This is a genomic window from Gilliamella sp. ESL0250 (genome assembly GCF_013345045.1).
GTDB lineage: Bacteria > Pseudomonadota > Gammaproteobacteria > Enterobacterales > Orbaceae > Gilliamella > Gilliamella apicola_H.
On record NZ_JAAEDV010000003.1, the window covers coordinates 170185 to 187957 of the forward strand.

At 35.0% G+C, this 17773-nt stretch carries 23 protein-coding genes; 16 read left to right on the plus strand and 7 right to left on the minus strand.

Translation table 11 applies throughout. The annotated features are described in order from the left end of the window. Nucleotides 1-18: 18 nt before the first annotated feature. From flhC to GYY69_RS03945, 4 genes are all read right to left on the minus strand, one after another. Complete coding sequence (flhC, locus tag GYY69_RS03930) at nucleotides 19-624, minus strand: flagellar transcriptional regulator FlhC (RefSeq protein WP_174796518.1); 606 nt, start codon at nucleotides 622-624, stop codon at nucleotides 19-21. A gap of 13 nt (nucleotides 625-637) precedes the next feature. Then, entirely contained in the window at nucleotides 638-967 is a 330-nt protein-coding gene (flhD, locus tag GYY69_RS03935; RefSeq protein ID WP_174796519.1) for a flagellar transcriptional regulator FlhD, read from the minus strand. A gap of 178 nt (nucleotides 968-1145) precedes the next feature. Further along, nucleotides 1146-1862 carry an RNA polymerase sigma factor FliA gene (locus tag GYY69_RS03940; RefSeq protein WP_174796520.1) on the minus strand — a complete coding sequence of 239 codons (717 nt, stop codon included), beginning with the start codon at nucleotides 1860-1862 and terminating at the stop codon, nucleotides 1146-1148. A gap of 178 nt (nucleotides 1863-2040) precedes the next feature. Next, a complete protein-coding gene (locus tag GYY69_RS03945; RefSeq protein WP_174796521.1) occupies nucleotides 2041-2853 on the minus strand; it encodes a flagellin N-terminal helical domain-containing protein in 813 nt (270 codons plus the stop codon). Nucleotides 2854-3190: 337 nt separating this feature from the next. Between GYY69_RS03945 and fliD the strand changes: the two genes are divergently transcribed. The 3 genes from fliD to fliT are packed head-to-tail and all read left to right on the plus strand — an operon-like array spanning nucleotide 3191 to nucleotide 5374. Continuing rightward, nucleotides 3191-4624: a flagellar filament capping protein FliD gene (gene fliD, locus GYY69_RS03950; RefSeq protein WP_174796522.1), complete on the plus strand. Its 1434-nt coding sequence runs from the start codon at nucleotides 3191-3193 to the stop codon at nucleotides 4622-4624. A gap of 9 nt (nucleotides 4625-4633) precedes the next feature. Beyond that, on the plus strand, nucleotides 4634-5014 hold the full coding sequence (fliS, locus tag GYY69_RS03955; protein WP_174796523.1) for a flagellar export chaperone FliS: 381 nt from the start codon (nucleotides 4634-4636) through the stop codon (nucleotides 5012-5014). Nucleotides 5015-5026: 12 nt separating this feature from the next. Further along, nucleotides 5027-5374 (plus strand): flagellar protein FliT, encoded by a 348-nt coding sequence (gene fliT / locus GYY69_RS03960; protein WP_174796524.1) that lies wholly within the window; start codon nucleotides 5027-5029, stop codon nucleotides 5372-5374. 67 nt (nucleotides 5375-5441) lie between these two features. Here the strand turns inward: fliT and GYY69_RS03965 are convergent, their stop codons facing one another. Together GYY69_RS03965 and GYY69_RS03970 are read right to left on the minus strand one after the other, a co-directional pair. After that, complete coding sequence (locus GYY69_RS03965; RefSeq protein WP_174796525.1) at nucleotides 5442-6560, minus strand: hypothetical protein; 1119 nt, start codon at nucleotides 6558-6560, stop codon at nucleotides 5442-5444. 89 nt (nucleotides 6561-6649) lie between these two features. Next, nucleotides 6650-6997, minus strand: a complete 348-nt coding sequence (locus tag GYY69_RS03970) for an STY0301 family protein (protein WP_174796526.1) — start codon at nucleotides 6995-6997, stop codon at nucleotides 6650-6652. An 84-nt stretch (nucleotides 6998-7081) separates the two neighbouring features. Here GYY69_RS03970 and GYY69_RS03975 point away from each other — a divergent pair, with 84 nt between their 5' ends. Then, on the plus strand, nucleotides 7082-7273 hold the full coding sequence (locus GYY69_RS03975; RefSeq protein ID WP_174796527.1) for a hypothetical protein: 192 nt from the start codon (nucleotides 7082-7084) through the stop codon (nucleotides 7271-7273). 9 nt (nucleotides 7274-7282) lie between these two features. On the opposite strand, the gene fliE is transcribed toward GYY69_RS03975, so the two are convergent. Next, entirely contained in the window at nucleotides 7283-7591 is a 309-nt protein-coding gene (gene fliE, locus GYY69_RS03980; protein ID WP_174796528.1) for a flagellar hook-basal body complex protein FliE, read from the minus strand. Between the two features lie 174 nt (nucleotides 7592-7765). On the opposite strand from fliE, the gene fliF reads away from it, so the two are divergent. The 12 genes from fliF to fliQ all read left to right on the plus strand — a co-directional run bounded on the left by fliF (nucleotide 7766) and on the right by fliQ (nucleotide 17771). Further along, the gene (gene fliF / locus GYY69_RS03985) at nucleotides 7766-9475 is read left to right on the plus strand and encodes a flagellar basal-body MS-ring/collar protein FliF (RefSeq protein WP_174796529.1); all 1710 of its coding nucleotides are present in this window, start codon (nucleotides 7766-7768) and stop codon (nucleotides 9473-9475) included. After that, nucleotides 9472-10470, plus strand: a complete 999-nt coding sequence (fliG, locus tag GYY69_RS03990) for a flagellar motor switch protein FliG (RefSeq protein ID WP_065637743.1) — start codon at nucleotides 9472-9474, stop codon at nucleotides 10468-10470. Before fliF ends, fliG begins: the two co-directional genes overlap by 4 nt. Then, nucleotides 10457-11221 (plus strand): flagellar assembly protein FliH, encoded by a 765-nt coding sequence (locus GYY69_RS03995; protein ID WP_174796530.1) that lies wholly within the window; start codon nucleotides 10457-10459, stop codon nucleotides 11219-11221. Before fliG ends, GYY69_RS03995 begins: the two co-directional genes overlap by 14 nt. Before the next feature lies 1 nt (nucleotide 11222). Beyond that, a complete protein-coding gene (gene fliI / locus GYY69_RS04000; RefSeq protein WP_342354058.1) occupies nucleotides 11223-12596 on the plus strand; it encodes a flagellar protein export ATPase FliI in 1374 nt (457 codons plus the stop codon). 9 nt (nucleotides 12597-12605) lie between these two features. Then, nucleotides 12606-13070: a flagellar export protein FliJ gene (fliJ, locus tag GYY69_RS04005; protein WP_065586391.1), complete on the plus strand. Its 465-nt coding sequence runs from the start codon at nucleotides 12606-12608 to the stop codon at nucleotides 13068-13070. Further along, a complete protein-coding gene (locus GYY69_RS04010; protein ID WP_174796532.1) occupies nucleotides 13060-14244 on the plus strand; it encodes a flagellar hook-length control protein FliK in 1185 nt (394 codons plus the stop codon). Before fliJ ends, GYY69_RS04010 begins: the two co-directional genes overlap by 11 nt. Before the next feature lie 172 nt (nucleotides 14245-14416). Continuing rightward, nucleotides 14417-14884: a flagellar basal body-associated FliL family protein gene (locus GYY69_RS04015; protein ID WP_174796533.1), complete on the plus strand. Its 468-nt coding sequence runs from the start codon at nucleotides 14417-14419 to the stop codon at nucleotides 14882-14884. Between the two features lie 5 nt (nucleotides 14885-14889). Further along, nucleotides 14890-15939 (plus strand): flagellar motor switch protein FliM, encoded by a 1050-nt coding sequence (fliM, locus tag GYY69_RS04020; RefSeq protein ID WP_174796534.1) that lies wholly within the window; start codon nucleotides 14890-14892, stop codon nucleotides 15937-15939. Beyond that, complete coding sequence (fliN, locus tag GYY69_RS04025) at nucleotides 15932-16312, plus strand: flagellar motor switch protein FliN (RefSeq protein ID WP_238786513.1); 381 nt, start codon at nucleotides 15932-15934, stop codon at nucleotides 16310-16312. Before fliM ends, fliN begins: the two co-directional genes overlap by 8 nt. Further along, nucleotides 16312-16749, plus strand: a complete 438-nt coding sequence (fliO, locus tag GYY69_RS04030; RefSeq protein WP_174796536.1) for a flagellar biosynthetic protein FliO — start codon at nucleotides 16312-16314, stop codon at nucleotides 16747-16749. The genes fliN and fliO overlap by 1 nt, the downstream gene beginning before the upstream one ends. Nucleotides 16750-16755: 6 nt before the next feature. Next, nucleotides 16756-17493 (plus strand): flagellar type III secretion system pore protein FliP, encoded by a 738-nt coding sequence (gene fliP / locus GYY69_RS04035; RefSeq protein WP_342354059.1) that lies wholly within the window; start codon nucleotides 16756-16758, stop codon nucleotides 17491-17493. 8 nt (nucleotides 17494-17501) lie between these two features. Further along, the gene (gene fliQ / locus GYY69_RS04040; protein ID WP_174796537.1) at nucleotides 17502-17771 is read left to right on the plus strand and encodes a flagellar biosynthesis protein FliQ; all 270 of its coding nucleotides are present in this window, start codon (nucleotides 17502-17504) and stop codon (nucleotides 17769-17771) included. Nucleotides 17772-17773: the final 2 nt, after the last annotated feature.

Below are 17773 nucleotides of genomic sequence, written 5' to 3' on the forward strand. Positions count from 1 at the left end.
ATATTTCTAATTTTTTATTTACGCAGTTATGCGTGTGACAACGGGTGAATTAAAATTGCTTAACGTTGATAACACTTTTAGGCATTTTTCGTTATTTTCTTTTAGTGTTTTATTATTTTTATCCGCTCTTGACGGTGGTTGGCATAAACTGCAAGTAAACGTGTTTTGTGGGTGATAAGCGTGCGTAATAAAAAGCCCACCACATGCTGTACAATATGATTGTTGCATGATATTTTTTTCGACAAATTTGACTAAGATCCAAGCTCTGGTTAACCCTAAAACAGGTTCATCTTTATGTGAAACTTGGCATTGTTCTAAATAGAGTTGATAGGCTTTTAAAATAGTTTGAATGCAAGACTTCAAGCCATTTTTAACTAAAAAAGAGTAAGCGTTATAAAAAATACTGGCATGGATATTCGGTTCCCATGTCATAAACCACGAGGTTGAAAAAGGCAATAAACCTTTAGGTGGCGGGCAACCTTGAATCTCTTTATAAAGTTTTATAAGTTTATTCCTGCTTAAATTAGTTTCACTTTCTAGCATTTGAATTCTTCCGCCAAGGGAAATTAATTTGATAGCAAGTTGGGTTTCCTCATGTTTTTGAATAATACTTGTACCTGACATCTTGATTCCTTAGCTATTTATTGATTGAATCTAATAGCAAACTTGATAAAAGAATGCCTGTATGCATCTGTTTGATATCGCCAACGCGTGATTCTTCTGTGAGTTTTTTCATCATTTCTGCATTTTCGAATCGTAGCTGAAATGTCAATTGATTGGTTTCTGATAAAACCAACATTTGCGAGGTACTTAAACAACTCAGAATATCGGCCGTTTCTTCATCAATACCCAATCGATACATTGCCATAACTTTATCTTTTTCAAGCATTCGCTGGCTTAACAGCAGTGTTGACAGATTTAAATGATGTATACATTTAAGAATATCGTCATCTAGTACATTTCCCAATTTAGCCACCAATCTATATATATATATTGTTCGCACAAAAAAACGAGCAATCAGTAAAATTAAAGTTAAATATTTTTTTATGTGCGTAAAGTTACATTTTTAAACGCGAAAGGTCAATAAAAAAATTATTTCAATTTATTTTCGATTGATTACGGTTTATTTAACTTTTTTATTATTTCTAAAAAATAATTTTACTTCGTATTCGCTTTATTGCTTGGCTATGTAATTGGCTTACTCTTGATTCACTAATATCCATGACTTTACCAATCTCTTTTAAATTGAGATCTTCTTGGTAATAAAGTGATAAAACAAGTTTTTCTTTTTCTGGCAAATTTTCAATTTGTTGAATAACGATATCGCGAATTTCTTCATCAATTATTGCTGAAAAAGGATTATTATCTTCTTCATATTCAATAATGGCATCAATGTTATCTCCCAAGTTTTTATAGATTTCATCATATGAGCATATTTGGCTACTATTTGAATCTAATAAAATTTTACGGTATTCATGAATAGATAATTTTAAATATTGGGCAATTTGATAATCGTTAGGTGCTGTACCTAGTTTTTGTTCTAACTCATTCATTGCGGTAGTGACATCTTTGATTTTTTTACGCGTTTGTCTTGGTAACCAATCACGGCTGCGTAGTTCATCAAGCATTGCACCTTTTATTCTTGGTATAGCAAAAGTAGCAAAAGTATTACCTTGAGAAATGTCAAAACGTTTGATTGTGTCTAATAAACCGATGTAGCCAACTTGTAACAAATCATCAAACTCAACTGCTGTGGGTAAACGCACGGCTAATTTTAAAGCTTCATTACGAACCAAATGAATATATTGTTTCCAGTCGATTTGGTTTATTACACCCTGTGAGTTATATAAGCTATCACCCATTTTTTGAACCAATGTTAAAAAAAATGCTTAACAGTATTATGACGATAGTTGATGAATTTAATGGGCAGAATAAAGGGATAAAAAATAGCTAATTATAATGATTAGTCATAACAGTATGATAAAAATACTGTTATGACTAAGAGACTAAGTTAGAATGATCAAAAATAGATAATCAAAATTACTGTAATAAAGAAAGTACAGATTGTGGTACTTGGTTAGCTTGTGCTAATACTGAAGTACCTGCTTGTTGTAAGATTTGACCACGAGTCATGTTTGATACTTCTGTTGCATAATCCGCATCTTCAATTCGGCTACGTGCAGAACTTAAGTTATTTACAGTATTGTTGATATTAGTAACAGTTGATTCGAAACGGTTTTGTACCGCACCAAGTTGTCCTCGTAATGCATCAATTTTTGATAATGCAGTATCAATTGTTTTTAATGGATCTTCTGTTGGTGCATCTGATACATTAAATGCATTTAAACCAAGCTCAGTGCTATCGATTTTTTTTAAATTGATTTCAATTGTTTCACCGTCATTTGCACCTACTTGAATTTTAAGAGTTTTATCTGCAGATAAAACTTTAGAGCCATTGAAATCAGTTTGTTTAGACACACGGTCGATTTCATCTAAACGTTGATCGATTTCGTTTTGAATTGATACTAGATCGCTTTCAGAGTTAGTACCATTTGCTGCTTGAACGGTTAATTCACGAATACGTTGTACGTTATTGTTGATTTCATTTAACGCACCTTCAGTTGTTTGTGCAAGTGAAATACCATCATTTGCATTACGAGCAGCTTGAGTTAAACCTTTGATGTTTGATGAAAAACGGTTAGCGATAGCTTGACCTGCTGCATCGTCTTTTGCGCTATTAATACGCATGCCTGATGAAAGACGCTCGATAGATGTGCTAAGAACGCTTTGAGAATTGTTAAGGTTGTTTCTTGCCATTAAAGACATAGTATTAGTATTAATTACTTGTGCCATTTTTATCTCCGTTAATATGAATATTGAAATCAACGATATATCGAAATTTAATTCAATATCTTTGCTGATGAATAACTTATCGGTAATAAAATTGGGATCTTTAATTTTTTTAATGATTCTCTTTTTGTAAACAGCAAATTTAATCCAGAATATAATTGATATTAATAAATAAATCATATAATTAACTTATTTTAAAATAAATTTTTAATGATGATTTTTTGTTCGCAAAACCACAGACACCTTTATCTATTAAATAAAAATTCTGTTAACGACTAAATTTTTGAAAAAATTAGCCGATATAAAAAATATTGAATAATTGTGATAGGCAGATGAAATCATGGCAATGAGCGCATTGGGAATCGGTTCGGGGATCGATCTTGGTGAAATTTTAAATCAATTAGAAGCGGCAGAAAAAACACGCTTAACACCAATCACTACACAACAAAAAGCGATTAATGCCAAAATTAGTGGTTTTGGTAAGTTAAAAAGTGCATTAACAACGTTTAATACAGCAACGGCAAAACTCCAAAAAAAAGAGTTATTTCAAAGCCGTATAGCGACAGGTAATAACGATTATTTTTCAGTAAAGACAAATAGCAAAGCGGTGTTAGGTGATTATGCGGTTACTGTTGATCAATTAGCAACTTCTCATCGTATTGCCACATCGGCAATCAATGATAAAAGTGCTCAATTGGGTAATGACAATGAAACTCGCACGATTACCATTGAGCAAGCCAATGGTAATAAACTGAATGTGACTTTATCTAAAGATGAAACATCTTTAGAATCAATAGCAAATGCTATTAACAATGCTCAAGTGGTTAATGAGGATGGCACAACAAGTCCTTCGACAATGAATGCGGCGATTGTTCGTTCGGGGACCGATGGCTATCAATTAGTGATTACGTCGAAAGAAACGGGGGAACAACAAGCCATTACCTCTATTTCATCCGATGATGATAAGTTAAACAATATTATTGGATTTGACATTAATCAGGCGAGCAATAGTCCTATGGCTGAAGTTGCAAAAGCGCAAGATGCCAAGTTTTCGTTTAATGGTATTGCGATAACTAGCGCTTCAAATACCGTTAAAGATGTAATAGATGGCGTTGATATTACGTTAAAAGAGATTACGACAACCAGCCAAAACCTGACTATAAGTGCAGATAACGAAAAAACAGAAGAAGCCATTAAAGAATGGGTCGAAGCATTTAATCAATTACAGTCAACAATATCAACGTTAACTAAATTCACCACAGAAGATAAAAATTCAAAGGAATTAAATAGTAGTAATGGTCCACTTGTTGGTGATGCGACATTACGCAATATTGACCAAAGTATCCGTTCTATCTTTGCCAAAGGACAATCGGGTGAATATTCGGTATTGGCTCAAATCGGTATTAATATGGACAAGAATGGCACGTTAACGATCAAAGAAAATGAGCTAAAAAAAGCACTGAATGAAAATAGTGATGCAGTGGCAACACTGTTTACAGGTGATGGCAAAAACACAGGGATTGCCAATGAGGTTTTTGCCAAAGTCAGTGGATTTATTGATAGTGATGGTATGATTGATTCGGCAACTAATGGGTTAAATACCACATTAAAATCATTAGATAAACGCCATGAACAAGTGAGTAATTCTATCGAACAAACCATTGAACGTTACCGAGTTCAATTTACCCAATTGGATATTTTAATTAACTCGTTAAATAGCATGAGTAATTATTTAACTACCCAATTTGATATGATGGCAAACTTAAAAAAATAGAGGGAAGTAATGTACAAATTAGGTTCTAAAGCCTATGAGCAAGTGAATTTAGAAACCCGTGTTAATCAGGCATCCCCTCATCAATTAATCGTTTTATTATTTGATGGTGCACTTAATGCAATTAAATTGGCTAACTTGTATATCGAAAAGGGCAATATTGTAGGTAAAGGTAACGCGATTTCTAAAGCGATTAATATTGTTGATAATGGGCTTAAAAGTTGCTTAGATTTAGAAAAAGGTGGTGAAATTGCTGAAAATTTAGATCGTCTATATCGGTATATTAGCCAACAGTTAGTTCTAGCCAATTTACATAATGATAAAGAAAAATTACAAACCTGTTTCGATTTATTAAATAATATTGCCGAATCTTGGCGTGAAATTGCAAAATAAAAAAGGATGATTATGCAAGGAAATAACTTATTAGAACAATACGAACAATTTAATTATGTTGTTGAACAAATGTTGATAAATGCCCAGAATGAAAACTGGGATTTATTGTTGAGTTGGCAGGCGAAATACCATCAATTATCGAAAGGTATTATGTTGGTTGATGATTTTTCGAAAATTGAAAACATGCCATTGCAACATCAAGACATGATTCGAATGTATATCAAAAATATACTTAGCTATCAGCAGCAGTTAACCCAATTAATGATTACTCGCCATTCTCAGCTTAGAGAATTGATTGGCAAGCATGCCGATTATCAAACTAAAATCGGTAGCTATCAAAAAATTGCCTGTTTAATGTAAGTTTGTAGATGCCTTGCTTGAATCTTATTCATCGATAGGAACCAAGCAAGCATCTCGTTAAACAGCCTTAATCAATATCGCGATTTAAAATAATTAACTCTTTGTTTTTTGTGTTATTGTCTTCTTCTTTTCCGTAAAAAACAACAGTATAATTGGCATCTTTGGTTTTGACGATCTCACTAATGATTAATTCTTTTGTGGATAATTTAAACACTTCTTTTGAGTATAGGTTTATATAGCAACCTACGGTTTCCTGAGAAAAGGCTTCGATCACCTGATTATTTTGAATTGTAATCCACCCATTGCCGATTTCATCTGTGAATCGCATAACAAACGTTTCTGCGGCGATTTTTATCGGTTCCCAAATAGAATAAATTTGTCTTTCCATATCGAGCAATAGATTTTGTTCGATTTCTCCGTTGGGTAAAACATTGATTAAATAAAACTTACCTTTTTCATCAATATTTAAAATACTTGATGTATTAGAAAAGCTTAAATTCAATACGCAAGTTAGATAAAAACGCTTTCCTGTGTTGATATTTCTTGACTGTAAAACGTTCCCCATCTCATCAACTTGGCGATGTAACCAACCATTGTCAACACAAGCAAGTAGATGAAGATTGTGCAAAGAATCAATAAATAATTTGTTATGTTTTGGAAGCGGAATTTTATTGGTATAGGTTTTTTTTATATCATCATTTTTAAATGCAACTGCAATCAATTTATCTGGTTTTGTTTCTGAAAAAATATCAACATAATGGAAAATAGAAAAATCATGACATATTCCCTTAAAATCGCCGACAATAGGGCGTTTGGGCTTTGGATAGGTGATATTTTCTCTATCAAATAATGGGAGCATAATTTCTAAATCTTTATCTGGATGGTACACAGTAATAGACACATAATCCTTACCAGTAGGGCTGACAAAAAAATCGGGTAGAATTCCATCAGACTCATAATAATAATGAGTATTTTTCTTATCGAGTTCAATAACAACATATATAACCTTATAATCATCCCCGTTTTGTGGATAAAAATTAGCAGCAATAACAAGCTTTTCTTGATAACAAATTGCCCTTGTAGTAGAAAAACCATCAAGCGATGTCAGAACAATCAGTTGTCCTAACGTTGGGTAGTCGAGATGCTGTTCATTTAAGGCTATATTGGCTTTTTTTAGTGTTATCATTTTGGATCCTTAATGTATTTTATTCGTTATTTTTTACTAAATGGTGATAGTTATATTGCTATTTTCTCAAAATCATACTGTAAAAGTTGTTATGACATACAATGTGCTTGTACTGGTGCTTCGTATCTTTCACAATAAGCTGCTCCCTTGGCATAAAGAACAATGTAATGATTGGTTCCAGCATATTCGCAGACTAAATACGGCTTTATTTGTGGGGTAAGTTCCCATATTACTTTTTCTTTTTTAAATTCGGGCACTAAATCTACTTTATTACAGATTGGACCATCAAATAGTTTGGCATTATCAAGCTGGTAAACGTGGTGTCCATCAGAAAAAGTTGCAGGGCAACTCACAACAGGGGATTGAGCATGGCAATTGATTGATACTATGCTAAGTAATAGGCTAGTTAATAATATTATTTTTTTGAATGTTATCACTTTGAATCCTTTATGTATTTCATTGATTGTTTTTTTATTAAATGATGGCATTATGTCGTTATTGTTTTAAATAGTATAGTAAAAATGGTAAAGTTTTTTGAGCCATCAGTTGATAACGAAAATAATATATTTAGCAGTACAACAAGCATCAAAAATATGAGTGATGCTTATTTTAAAATTGAATGGTGTGGTGAGTTGATTATCGCATTTAGACTAAAATTAATGGTTATCTGTAAAAGTAAAATGCAAAATTTAGGATATGGTAATTATATTTGATGTCATTAATTAGACATTCATATTCATAATTTCTTGATAAGCAGCAACCAGTTTATTGCGCACTTGAATACCAAACTGTAATGAAACCGATGATTTTTGCATATTAACCATAACCTCATTCAATGAAATATTCGCCTCTCCCATTTCAAAAGCTTTGGCTTCATTATTTGCCTGTATTTGTAGTTGGCTGATGTTATCTAAAGCGGTTTTTAATTCTGCAACAAAGTTTTTATCTGCAAAATGCGTTTTTGGAGATATTGACGTTGATTCATTTAAATTAGTGAATTCAATTGGATTGAATGTGTTGATTGTATTCATTTTGATAACTGCTTTTTAGCTCTTTTGTTACTGTATGGCTAAATTTAACATATAAATAAAAAACCAAAGGGTTTAAGTAAGGGAAAAACTGCACGCTTTTCTCGCCATTGAATTTTTCAAATATATGGATAATAAACTACAGAGTTAATCTAAATAGTTTAGAGTCAGGATGCTATGGCTAGCGAAGCAGTCAATAATAAAGGTGAATCAATCTTAAATAAGTTGCCTTTTGTCAATCAACTAAAACAAAACACCAAAATGGCATTGTTAATTGCCGGTGTAATTACAATAGCGATTATTAGTTTCATCTATTTATGGGCTAAAGATGAGTCTTATAGTGTTTTGTTTAGTAATTTAAATGATAAAGATGGTGGCGAAATTATTAGCCAGCTTGATAAGATGAATATTCCTTATCAATTTTCATCTTCTGGCTCAGCTATTTTAATTCCACAAGATAAAGTTTACGATACCCGATTACGTATTGCACAACAAGGTTTACCTAAAGGTGGATCCGTTGGTTTTGAATTGCTCGATAAAGAAAGTTTTGGTATGAGCCAATTCAATGAACAAATCAATTATCAGCGGGCTTTAGAAGGGGAATTATCTCGAACCATATCCATCATCAGTAGTATTAATGATGCCAGAGTGCACTTGGCAATGCCTAAGCCATCTTTATTTGTCAGGGAAAGAAAATCCCCTTCAGCATCGGTGGCATTAACGTTATTACCTGGTCGCTCATTATCACAAGGCCAAATTGATGCCATTATCCATTTAATTTCAAGTAGTGTGCCAGAATTACATGCAGATAAAGTGACCATTATTGATCAGCATGGTCACCTATTAACCGGAGAAGGCTACCGAGATAGAAATACCAATGTGGCTCAACTCGAATTTAGTGAGCGAATTGAAAATAGTGTTCGTGAGCGAGTAGAAAAAATCATTATCCCAATTTTGGGTAAACAGAATGTTAAGGTACAAGTTAATGCCGATGTTGATTTTAGCCGACAAGAATCGACTTCAGAAACTTATGATCCAAATAGCGATATTGCCAATCAAACTATTCGCAGTAAGCAACAAGTCGAAAATCGCCAATCCGCTAAAAGTTATGCTATAGGTGGGGTGCCTGGGGCATTATCGAATCAACCTGTACCGACATCTAGCGCACCGATTGATGAAAAAGATGAATCGCCTGAAAAAAACGATAAACAAGCATCTTATAACTTACAATCAAATAATACCGTTAATTTTGAAGTCAATAGACAAGTGATACGCAGTCAAATACCTGAAGGTCGGATTAAACGTTTATCGGTTGCTGTTTTGGTTAATTATAAATTTGTTACAGCTGAGTCAGACAATGCTAAATCTGAAGAAGATGACAGCCCGTCACCTTCTATAACAGAACAATGGGTCAAGCTAGATAATGATGAACTTCAAAATATTGAAGCACTCGCGCGTCAGGCAATGGGCTTTTCTGATTTACGTGGCGATACATTAACTGTTGCGAATTTGAAATTTTCCGATCAAGCACTTGATGACAATGACGAGATCGCATTTTGGAAAACTAATGAATTTTATGATTCTGTTAAAACAGGGATTAAATATCTCATTTATATTCTCATTATCTGGATTATGTGGCGCAAGGTATTACGTTCATTATGGTTGAAATTACAACGTCAATTCTTGATCGGAAAAGAGGAATCATTGAATCCTAAATCAACAGTAGAAGAAAAGTTAGATTATAAAGCACACAGTAAACAACAGCACAAAATATTTGAAGATAATATGCAACAACAACAGCACATACGCAAAATAGTTGAGAAAGAACCTCGTGTCATGGCATTAATTATTCGTAGTTGGATCAATAAAGAGGAAGCTAAACAATGATTTTAAGTGAATCTCAAAAAGTCGCTGCGATTTTAATGGTGTTAGGTGAAGGGCTTGCAGCACAGGTCATGCAACATCTTAGTCAAAAAGAAGTGCAACAAATTAGTAGCGCTATGATGTCATTACCTCAGTTTTCACAAGAACAATTGAAAGGCATACTTAACGAATGCCAAGTTGCTCTTGAAGAATGTGCGGTTTTAAATACCGATCCAAATGGCTATTTACGTTCAATATTAGGGCGCTCATTAGGTGCTGAGAAAGCTGAACGTTTACTTGATGAACTATTATCGACTGATCAAGAAGAAGCGACCGATGGTCTTGAAATGCTCAACTATGTTGATGCGACAAGAGCAGTTGATCTGGTCAAAAAAGAGCATCCGCAAATCATTGCGACTATTTTAGTTCATCTAAATCGTGATTTAGCAGCAGAAATTTTAAATCTGTTTGATGATGAATTGCGTAACGATGTTATGTTACGTATTGCGACTTTTGGTGGGGTTGAGCCTTCTGCGCTGCAATTACTCTCATCCTCATTATCGACATTATTACATGGTCAAAATATCAAACTGAATAATCTTGGTGGAATACGTACTGCGGCAGAAATTATTAACTTAATGAAAACACAACAAGAAGAGCAGGTTATCAATGCATTGCGTGATTATGATGGAGAGTTAACGCAAAAAATTATTGATGAAATGTTCTTGTTTGAAAATCTTGTTGAAGTGGATGATAGAAGTATCCAACGCTTACTTAAAGAAGTCGATAATGAAATATTGATTATTGCATTGAAAGGGGCATCAGTTGAATTACGTGACAAACTATTGAAAAATATGTCACAGCGAGCTGCATCTATTTTACGTGAAGATTTAGAAAATAGGCCGCCTGTACGTTTATCTCAAGTAGAAACCGAACAGAAGAAAATTCTGGCTATTGCTCGTCGATTAGCTGAAAGCGGTGAAATGATTCTAACTAGCGGTGATGATGAATATGTATAATCAGCCCGATAGATTAAATTGGGAACCATTAAGCTTTCGCGATTTAGCATCATCTAAGCTATCAGAATTAAGCAAAAGCAATGAGATTGAGCAACTAGAGGTTAGTGAACCAGCGTCTGCTCCTGATTTTGAGCATGAACCCATTGAGCCTAACGAGATCGAACAAACATTGGAGCAGTTAAAGCAGGAGATTGAAGCTAAAGCCTACCAAGAAGGGTTTAATTTAGGTCGATCTGAAGGCTTTGAAGAAGGTAAACAAGCTGGCTATGAACAAGGATATCGCCTTGGACAACAAGAGGGACGTGAACAGATTGAACAGCAGCTTAATGATGAAAAACGCAAAACAGTTCATGCTATAACTGATTTAGTCAGTAACTTTCAACAATCAATTAATGATATTGATGAGTTAATTGTGCCTAAATTGTTTGATTTGGCGTTAATTGCGGCACAAAAAACAGTAGGCAGCATGGCTAAAGTAAAACAAAAGCAGTTAATCCATACCATACAAACATTAGTTGAGCAGTGTCCACTTTTATCAGAACCGATATCGTTACATCTTAATCCTACTGATTTGCAATGGTTAGAACCCCTATTTAATGAAGAAAATCAGAAAGAACAATGGCAATTGATTGCCGATCCTAACATTGAAATAGGCAGTTGCAAAATTATAACCGATACTAATGAAATTGATGCCAATATCAATGACCACTGGCAAATAATATCTGATAGCCTAAAAGAGGATGATTATTAACGTGAAATATTCTTCACAATGGCTAAGTAAAATTGACCAAGCTACACAACAACTTGAATCACTATCGTTAATTCGCCAATACGGACGCTTAGTTAAAGCATCAGGATTGGTGCTTGAAGCAGTTGGATTAAAATTACCTTTGGGATCTAATTGCTTGGTTGAACGACAAACCAATGGTCAAACGGAGCCAGTTGAATGCGAAGTAGTTGGCTTTAATGATAAAACACTTTACTTAATGCCGTTTGAATCAACGGACGGTATTTTATTAGGCGCACGCGTCTATACTAAGCAATATAATCTAACACACTTTAGTCATAAAGTCTTACCAATGGGAATGGCTTTATTAGGTCGAGTGGTTGATGCTATGGGGAAACCTTTAGATGGTAAACCGTTACCTGAGCAGGTTGAGTTTGAAGGATTATCTCATAAAGCGATTAACCCATTACAACGCACCCCTGTTCATCAGGTACTTGATGTTGGTGTCAGAGCCATAAATGCCTTATTAACCGTTGGTAAAGGGCAACGAATGGGCTTATTTGCAGGATCTGGGGTTGGCAAAAGTGTCTTACTTGGCATGATGGCACGCTACACGCAAGCGGATATTATTGTTGTTGGTCTGATTGGTGAGCGTGGGCGAGAAGTTAAAGATTTTATCGAAAATATTTTAGGCGAAGAAGGATTAGCTCGAGCGGTTGTTATAGCGGCTCCCGCCGATGTGTCACCATTATTGCGCTTACAAGGTGCTGCGTATGCAACAAAAATTGCCGAAAACTTTCGCGATAAAGGTTTTAACGTTTTACTTATTATGGACTCTTTAACGCGTTATGCAATGGCACAACGAGAAATTGCTTTAGCGATAGGAGAACCTCCAGCAACGAAAGGCTATCCTCCTTCGGTCTTTGCCAAATTACCGGCATTAGTTGAAAGAGCGGGTAATGATGAAAACGGAAAAGGTTCCATTACGGCATTTTATACGGTATTGACAGAAGGTGATGATCAACAAGATCCGATTGCCGATTCGGCCAGAGCGATTTTAGATGGGCATATTGTTTTATCTCGCTCGCTTGCTGAGTCTGGGCATTATCCTGCCATTGATATTGAAGCTTCAATTAGTCGGGTGATGACCGATCTTACTGCGCCTGAAGACGAAAAAAAATCCCGATTATTTAAACAATTGTTTTCAAGCTTCCAACGAAATCGCGATTTGATCAATGTGGGAGCTTATGTAACGGGTACTGATCCTTTATTGGATAGGGCGATAGTATTGTTTCCTGCCATGCAAAAATTTTTACAGCAAAGTATTAATGAACATTGTAGCTATCAAGATGCTTATCAACAATTAGTGAGCATTGTCGAACCAACAGTAACGAGTTAGGAAAGCGTAATGGCAAATAAAAATTCTGGGCAATTTGCGTTTTTAACATTAAAAAAACTAGCAAAAAAATCGGTCGATGAGACTTTAATTAAGTTAAAAAAAGCGCATGAAAATCATCGTCATGCACAATCGCAACTGCATGTATTAAATGATTATTATGCTGAATATCAACAAAAATTAAATAACGCTTTATCTCGTGGTATTAAAGGCGGTGAATTGAATAATTTTAATGCCTTTATTTCAACTATTGAGCAAGGCATTGCGCAACAGCAAAAAGTATTGTTAACGTTGGATATTAAGCAAAAGCAAATCACCAATCAACTTAATCAATCGCAAAAAAGCTTAAATACCTATACGACACTATTAGACAAGCAATATAAAAAACAGCAACAACAACAAAATCGTTTACAACAAAAACTGACAGATGAATTTGCACAGTTACAACTAGCAAGGAGAGCATTAAATGAATATTAATCTTATTAATGATTTGAACATGACCACTTCTCATCAATCAAAGAGTGTTGAAACGGACGTAATGGCTGATGATAATGATTGCTTTCAACAACAACTATTGCGACTAAGCGAAAATCAAGCAGAGCAGGGGGAAAAATCAGTTAATGCCAAGTCAAATGTGACCGAAGATGAGCACGAAGATAATGACCTTAAAGACGAGGTATTAATGATGTCTATTTATCCCATTAATATACAGGATTTTGAGCAAGAAAAACGTGCCCTTGTAAGTACAGCACAAAATGGTGATATAACAACTCGTTTCAATGCATTGAGAACAAATAATCTAAATACTAATTTATTTGATCATTCATCGTCAGAAACATGGGAAAATGAGCAGGCAACGCAGTTACTTACCTCTATCTATGACAGTGAAGATTTAATTAATAAAGTAACACCACAAACAGATGTAGCGTCGTTAACGAACGATAACAAGGGGATAAAGCTTGACGTTGCTCATAAAAAAGCGACCAGCATTAAAGGCGGTCTTAATAATTTGTATGTTAATCAAACAAATAATACGCAAAATGCTAATGATATTATGCAAAAATTAGCGACAGCTCAAACTCAATTTATAGCAAATCAATATGATAAAGATGTGGCAGTGCATACTAATCAAGAATTCTCGTTGACGACTAATGCAAATGGATTAAGTTCCTTATTATCGCCATCTAATGCCACCGCCACATCAGCTACAATCAATTTATCAACGCCAGTGAATATAGCGCAATGGCAAACTTCATTAACTGAACAAATTATTATGTTTAATCGTCAAGGTATTCAAACTGCCGACATCAAATTACATCCACAAGAGTTAGGATCATTGCATATTAAACTTGCCATGAATGACGATAAGATGAATCTTCATATGATGGCTGCGCATAGTGTTGTTAAAGGTATGTTAGAATCGGCATTACCTTTTTTAAGAACATCATTGGAAGATCAAGGCATTATGCTAGAGCAAGCCAATATTGGTGACTTTTCGATGATGAACGATTCACAGCAATCCGATATGCATCAACAAACAAAAAATAACCCGTTACCGACCGTGCAAACGCTTGATGCGACCGATGCTGGTGTTGAGCAAATCATCGTTGAAAATCGTTCGCACAACTGTGGTCTTAGCATATTTGCTTAACGATTGACATTATTTTTTAATTTTCGATGTAAATAATTTGAAGCGCATAAATAGGTAATGTTTTATTGCCTATTCTTCAAATCGATTTTAAAAATATGCTTTATTATTCTTGTAACCATGTCCAGCTAATGGATTAGAGATCTTTTTAAATTTTATAGAGACAAGAATAAATATGCCTACAGCCTCAAAAAAAGTCAGTGTTTTAAATTTAATCCTTACTCTGATTACGCTATCAGCGATAAGCTTTGCGGCTTATTTATGGTTTCAAAACCATTCACCAAACACCCATACAGAGCCAGAAGAACCCGAAATCTTGTCGCCTGTATTTTTAACATTAAAACCATTTACGATTTCATTACCTGTTTCAGAAGAAAATATCGATATCAACAAAATTCTTTATATTGGTATCGTTTTACGAGTTGCTAATGAAGATCAAAAAACGGTGCTATTAGATTATTTGCCAGAAGTGAGAAGTGATGTGCTGCTTTTAACGTCAAAACAGTATATTAATCAACTAAAGCAAGAATCAGGGAAAATCAATTTACAAGAACAAATTAAAAATACGTTATCGCGAAAATATGATGCAAAACATTCGGTAAAGATTGATGAAGTTCTATTTACTGATTTTATTATACGGTGATTATTATGCCCGATAAGATCGAAGCCACAACAGATATAAATGAAAAGGATGACGTAGCACAACAATCTGAAAGTTTTGTGATAGCTGAAGATGATGACAATACTGGTGCTTCCGTTGTCTCGTTACCTTCTGGGAAAAAAGCCGACGTTAAACCCTATGATCTATCGGTCAAACATCGCTTTATTCCTGAGCGTTTAACTGCGTTAGAAATTATAAATGAACGTTTTGCCCGTCAATTTCGAATTGGTTTATTCAACCGATTACGTCGCAATACTGATGTGGTGGCTTCACCCGTTGAGCCTCATACGTTCAAAGAGTTTTCTGATATTTCATCGGCAAACCATTTAAATTTAGTGCATCTTAACCCACTAAGAGGTTCAAGTTTATTTTCATTTTCACCTGAATTAGTTTTTATTATTGTCGATTCGTTATTTGGTGGTGATGGACATACAACTCAAATAGAAACAGAAGGGCGTGAATTTACCCATACCGAACAACAGATCATTAAACGAGTACTAGAGTTAGCATTAGTTATTTATCAAAATTCATGGGCTGATGTCTACCCGATTGAAGCCGAATATATTCGATCTGAAATGCAAAGTAAATTTACCAATATTACCAGTTCACCTGATGATATTGTGTTAACAACAAACTTTAAAGTTGAAGTGGGGCATAGTAAAGCAACCTTTTGTGTTTGTATTCCTTATTCTATGGTCGAGCCAATCAAAGAGTTGCTAATAAAACCGCCTGTCGAGCCACAGACTTATCAAGATGATAATGTTTGGATGAGTTCATTAACGACTGGAATCAAACAATCAACCGTCGAATTAGTCGCTAACTTTACCCATATTCACACAACCGTTAACAAACTGTTAGCCTTAAAAGTGGATGATATTTTAGTGATCGATAAACCAACAAGTTTAGATGTAACAGTCGGTGGCGTACCAGTATTAAAAGGCCATTACGGTAAAGTAAATAAACAATATGCAATTCAAGTAGAACAGGTGATTAATCCTGTGATAGAACAATTGAATGAGGGAGTGTTCAATGACTGACACCAAACCAAATCACGACGAAAACCAAAAAACAACAGTAGCAAGTGACGAGCTCATCACGAAAGAAGCGATTTTTGAAACACTATCTCCGCAACACACGGAAGACAAAAAGCAAGATATTAATCTTATATTAGATATTCCTGTAGAACTAAGTGTCGAGCTTGGCCGAACCAAAATAGCCATTAAAGATCTGTTAAACCTAACTCAAGGATCGGTAATTGCATTAGATGGACTTGCCGGAGAACCCTTGGATATATTAATTAATGGTTATTTAATTGCCCAAGGTGAAATTGTGGTGGTTGGCGATAACTATGGTGTGCGCATCACCGATATTATTACCCCATCAGAGCGTGTACGAAGATTGAGTCGTTAATGGCAATAAAGCAGACAAATTTGGCACAACCAGTGGTTCCAACAGCCAACACCAATACCTTATTGGTGCCATCTTCTCAGGCCAATATTTACACCGAAGTTGGATCATCAATGGGATTAATGCTGATTGTGGTCATTGGTTGTATTTTATTGTTAGCATGGCTTGCTAAACGAATGGGTTGGAAAAAAAAAGCCGACCAATGGATTGATGTCAAAGCCACATACAGTATTACGCCTAAAGAACGTATTATGGTGGTTCATGTTGATAACCAACTATTAGTGGTAGGTGTAACTTCTCAACAAATGACATTATTACATACCATCGATGAACAACGCAGCAAAATGTTACTTGCGCAAAATGTGGCAGAGAAAAACCTGACGAAAAATCACACCTTTCAGCAGATATTACAATCCGCTTTAAAACCGAAAAAGGAGTAACAACAAGTGCGGTTAAATTTAACTATTTTGCTAAGCTTATTGTTGTTTAGCCTATCGAGCCATGCTGAAATTCCTGCATTATCCGTCATGAACCAGCCCTTGAGTGGTGGGCAAAATTGGTCATTACCAGTTGAGACATTAGTCTTTTTGACCTTACTCACTTTTATACCAGCAATATTACTTTTGATGACCAGCTTTACACGCATCATCATTGTGTTAGGTCTGTTACGTAATGCCCTTGGTACGCAATCCGCGCCCCCTAATCAAGTTATTTTAGGGATTGCATTGTTTATGACCTTTTTTATTATGTCGCCGGTGATTGATAACATTTATCAAGACGCTTATGTGCCCTATTCGCAACATCAAATCACCATGCAAGAAGGTTTAACCAAAGCAACAAAACCGTTAAAAGAATTTATGCTTACCCAAACGCGAGAAAACGACCTAGCGTTATTTGTTAACATGTCTCATCAAAACGATATTCAAACACGCGAAGACATCCCTCTAAAAGTGTTGGTTCCCGCTTTTGTGGTGAGTGAATTAAAAACAGCATTTCAAATCGGTTTTACCATTTTTATTCCTTTTTTAGTCATTGACCTAGTAGTCGCCAGCACACTTATGGCATTAGGGATGATGATGGTGCCACCAGCAACGGTATCACTGCCATTTAAATTAATGTTATTTGTATTGGCCGATGGTTGGCACTTATTACTCGGTTCGCTGGCACAAAGCTTTTTTAGTTGAGTTGCACCATGTCACCTGAATATATTAGCACCTTAGCAACGCAAGCCATAAAAGTTGCTGGATCACTGGCAGGGCCATTACTGTTAGTGGCATTAGTAACAGGGTTAATCATTAGCTTATTACAAGCGGCAACGCAAATTAACGAAATGACATTATCATTTATTCCCAAAATTTTGGCGGTGATTGCTGTATTAATTATTTTAGGACCTTCAATGTTATCATTGATGATTGATTATATTCAAACCGTTATCACCGATATTCCTAACTTAACTCGTTAAAT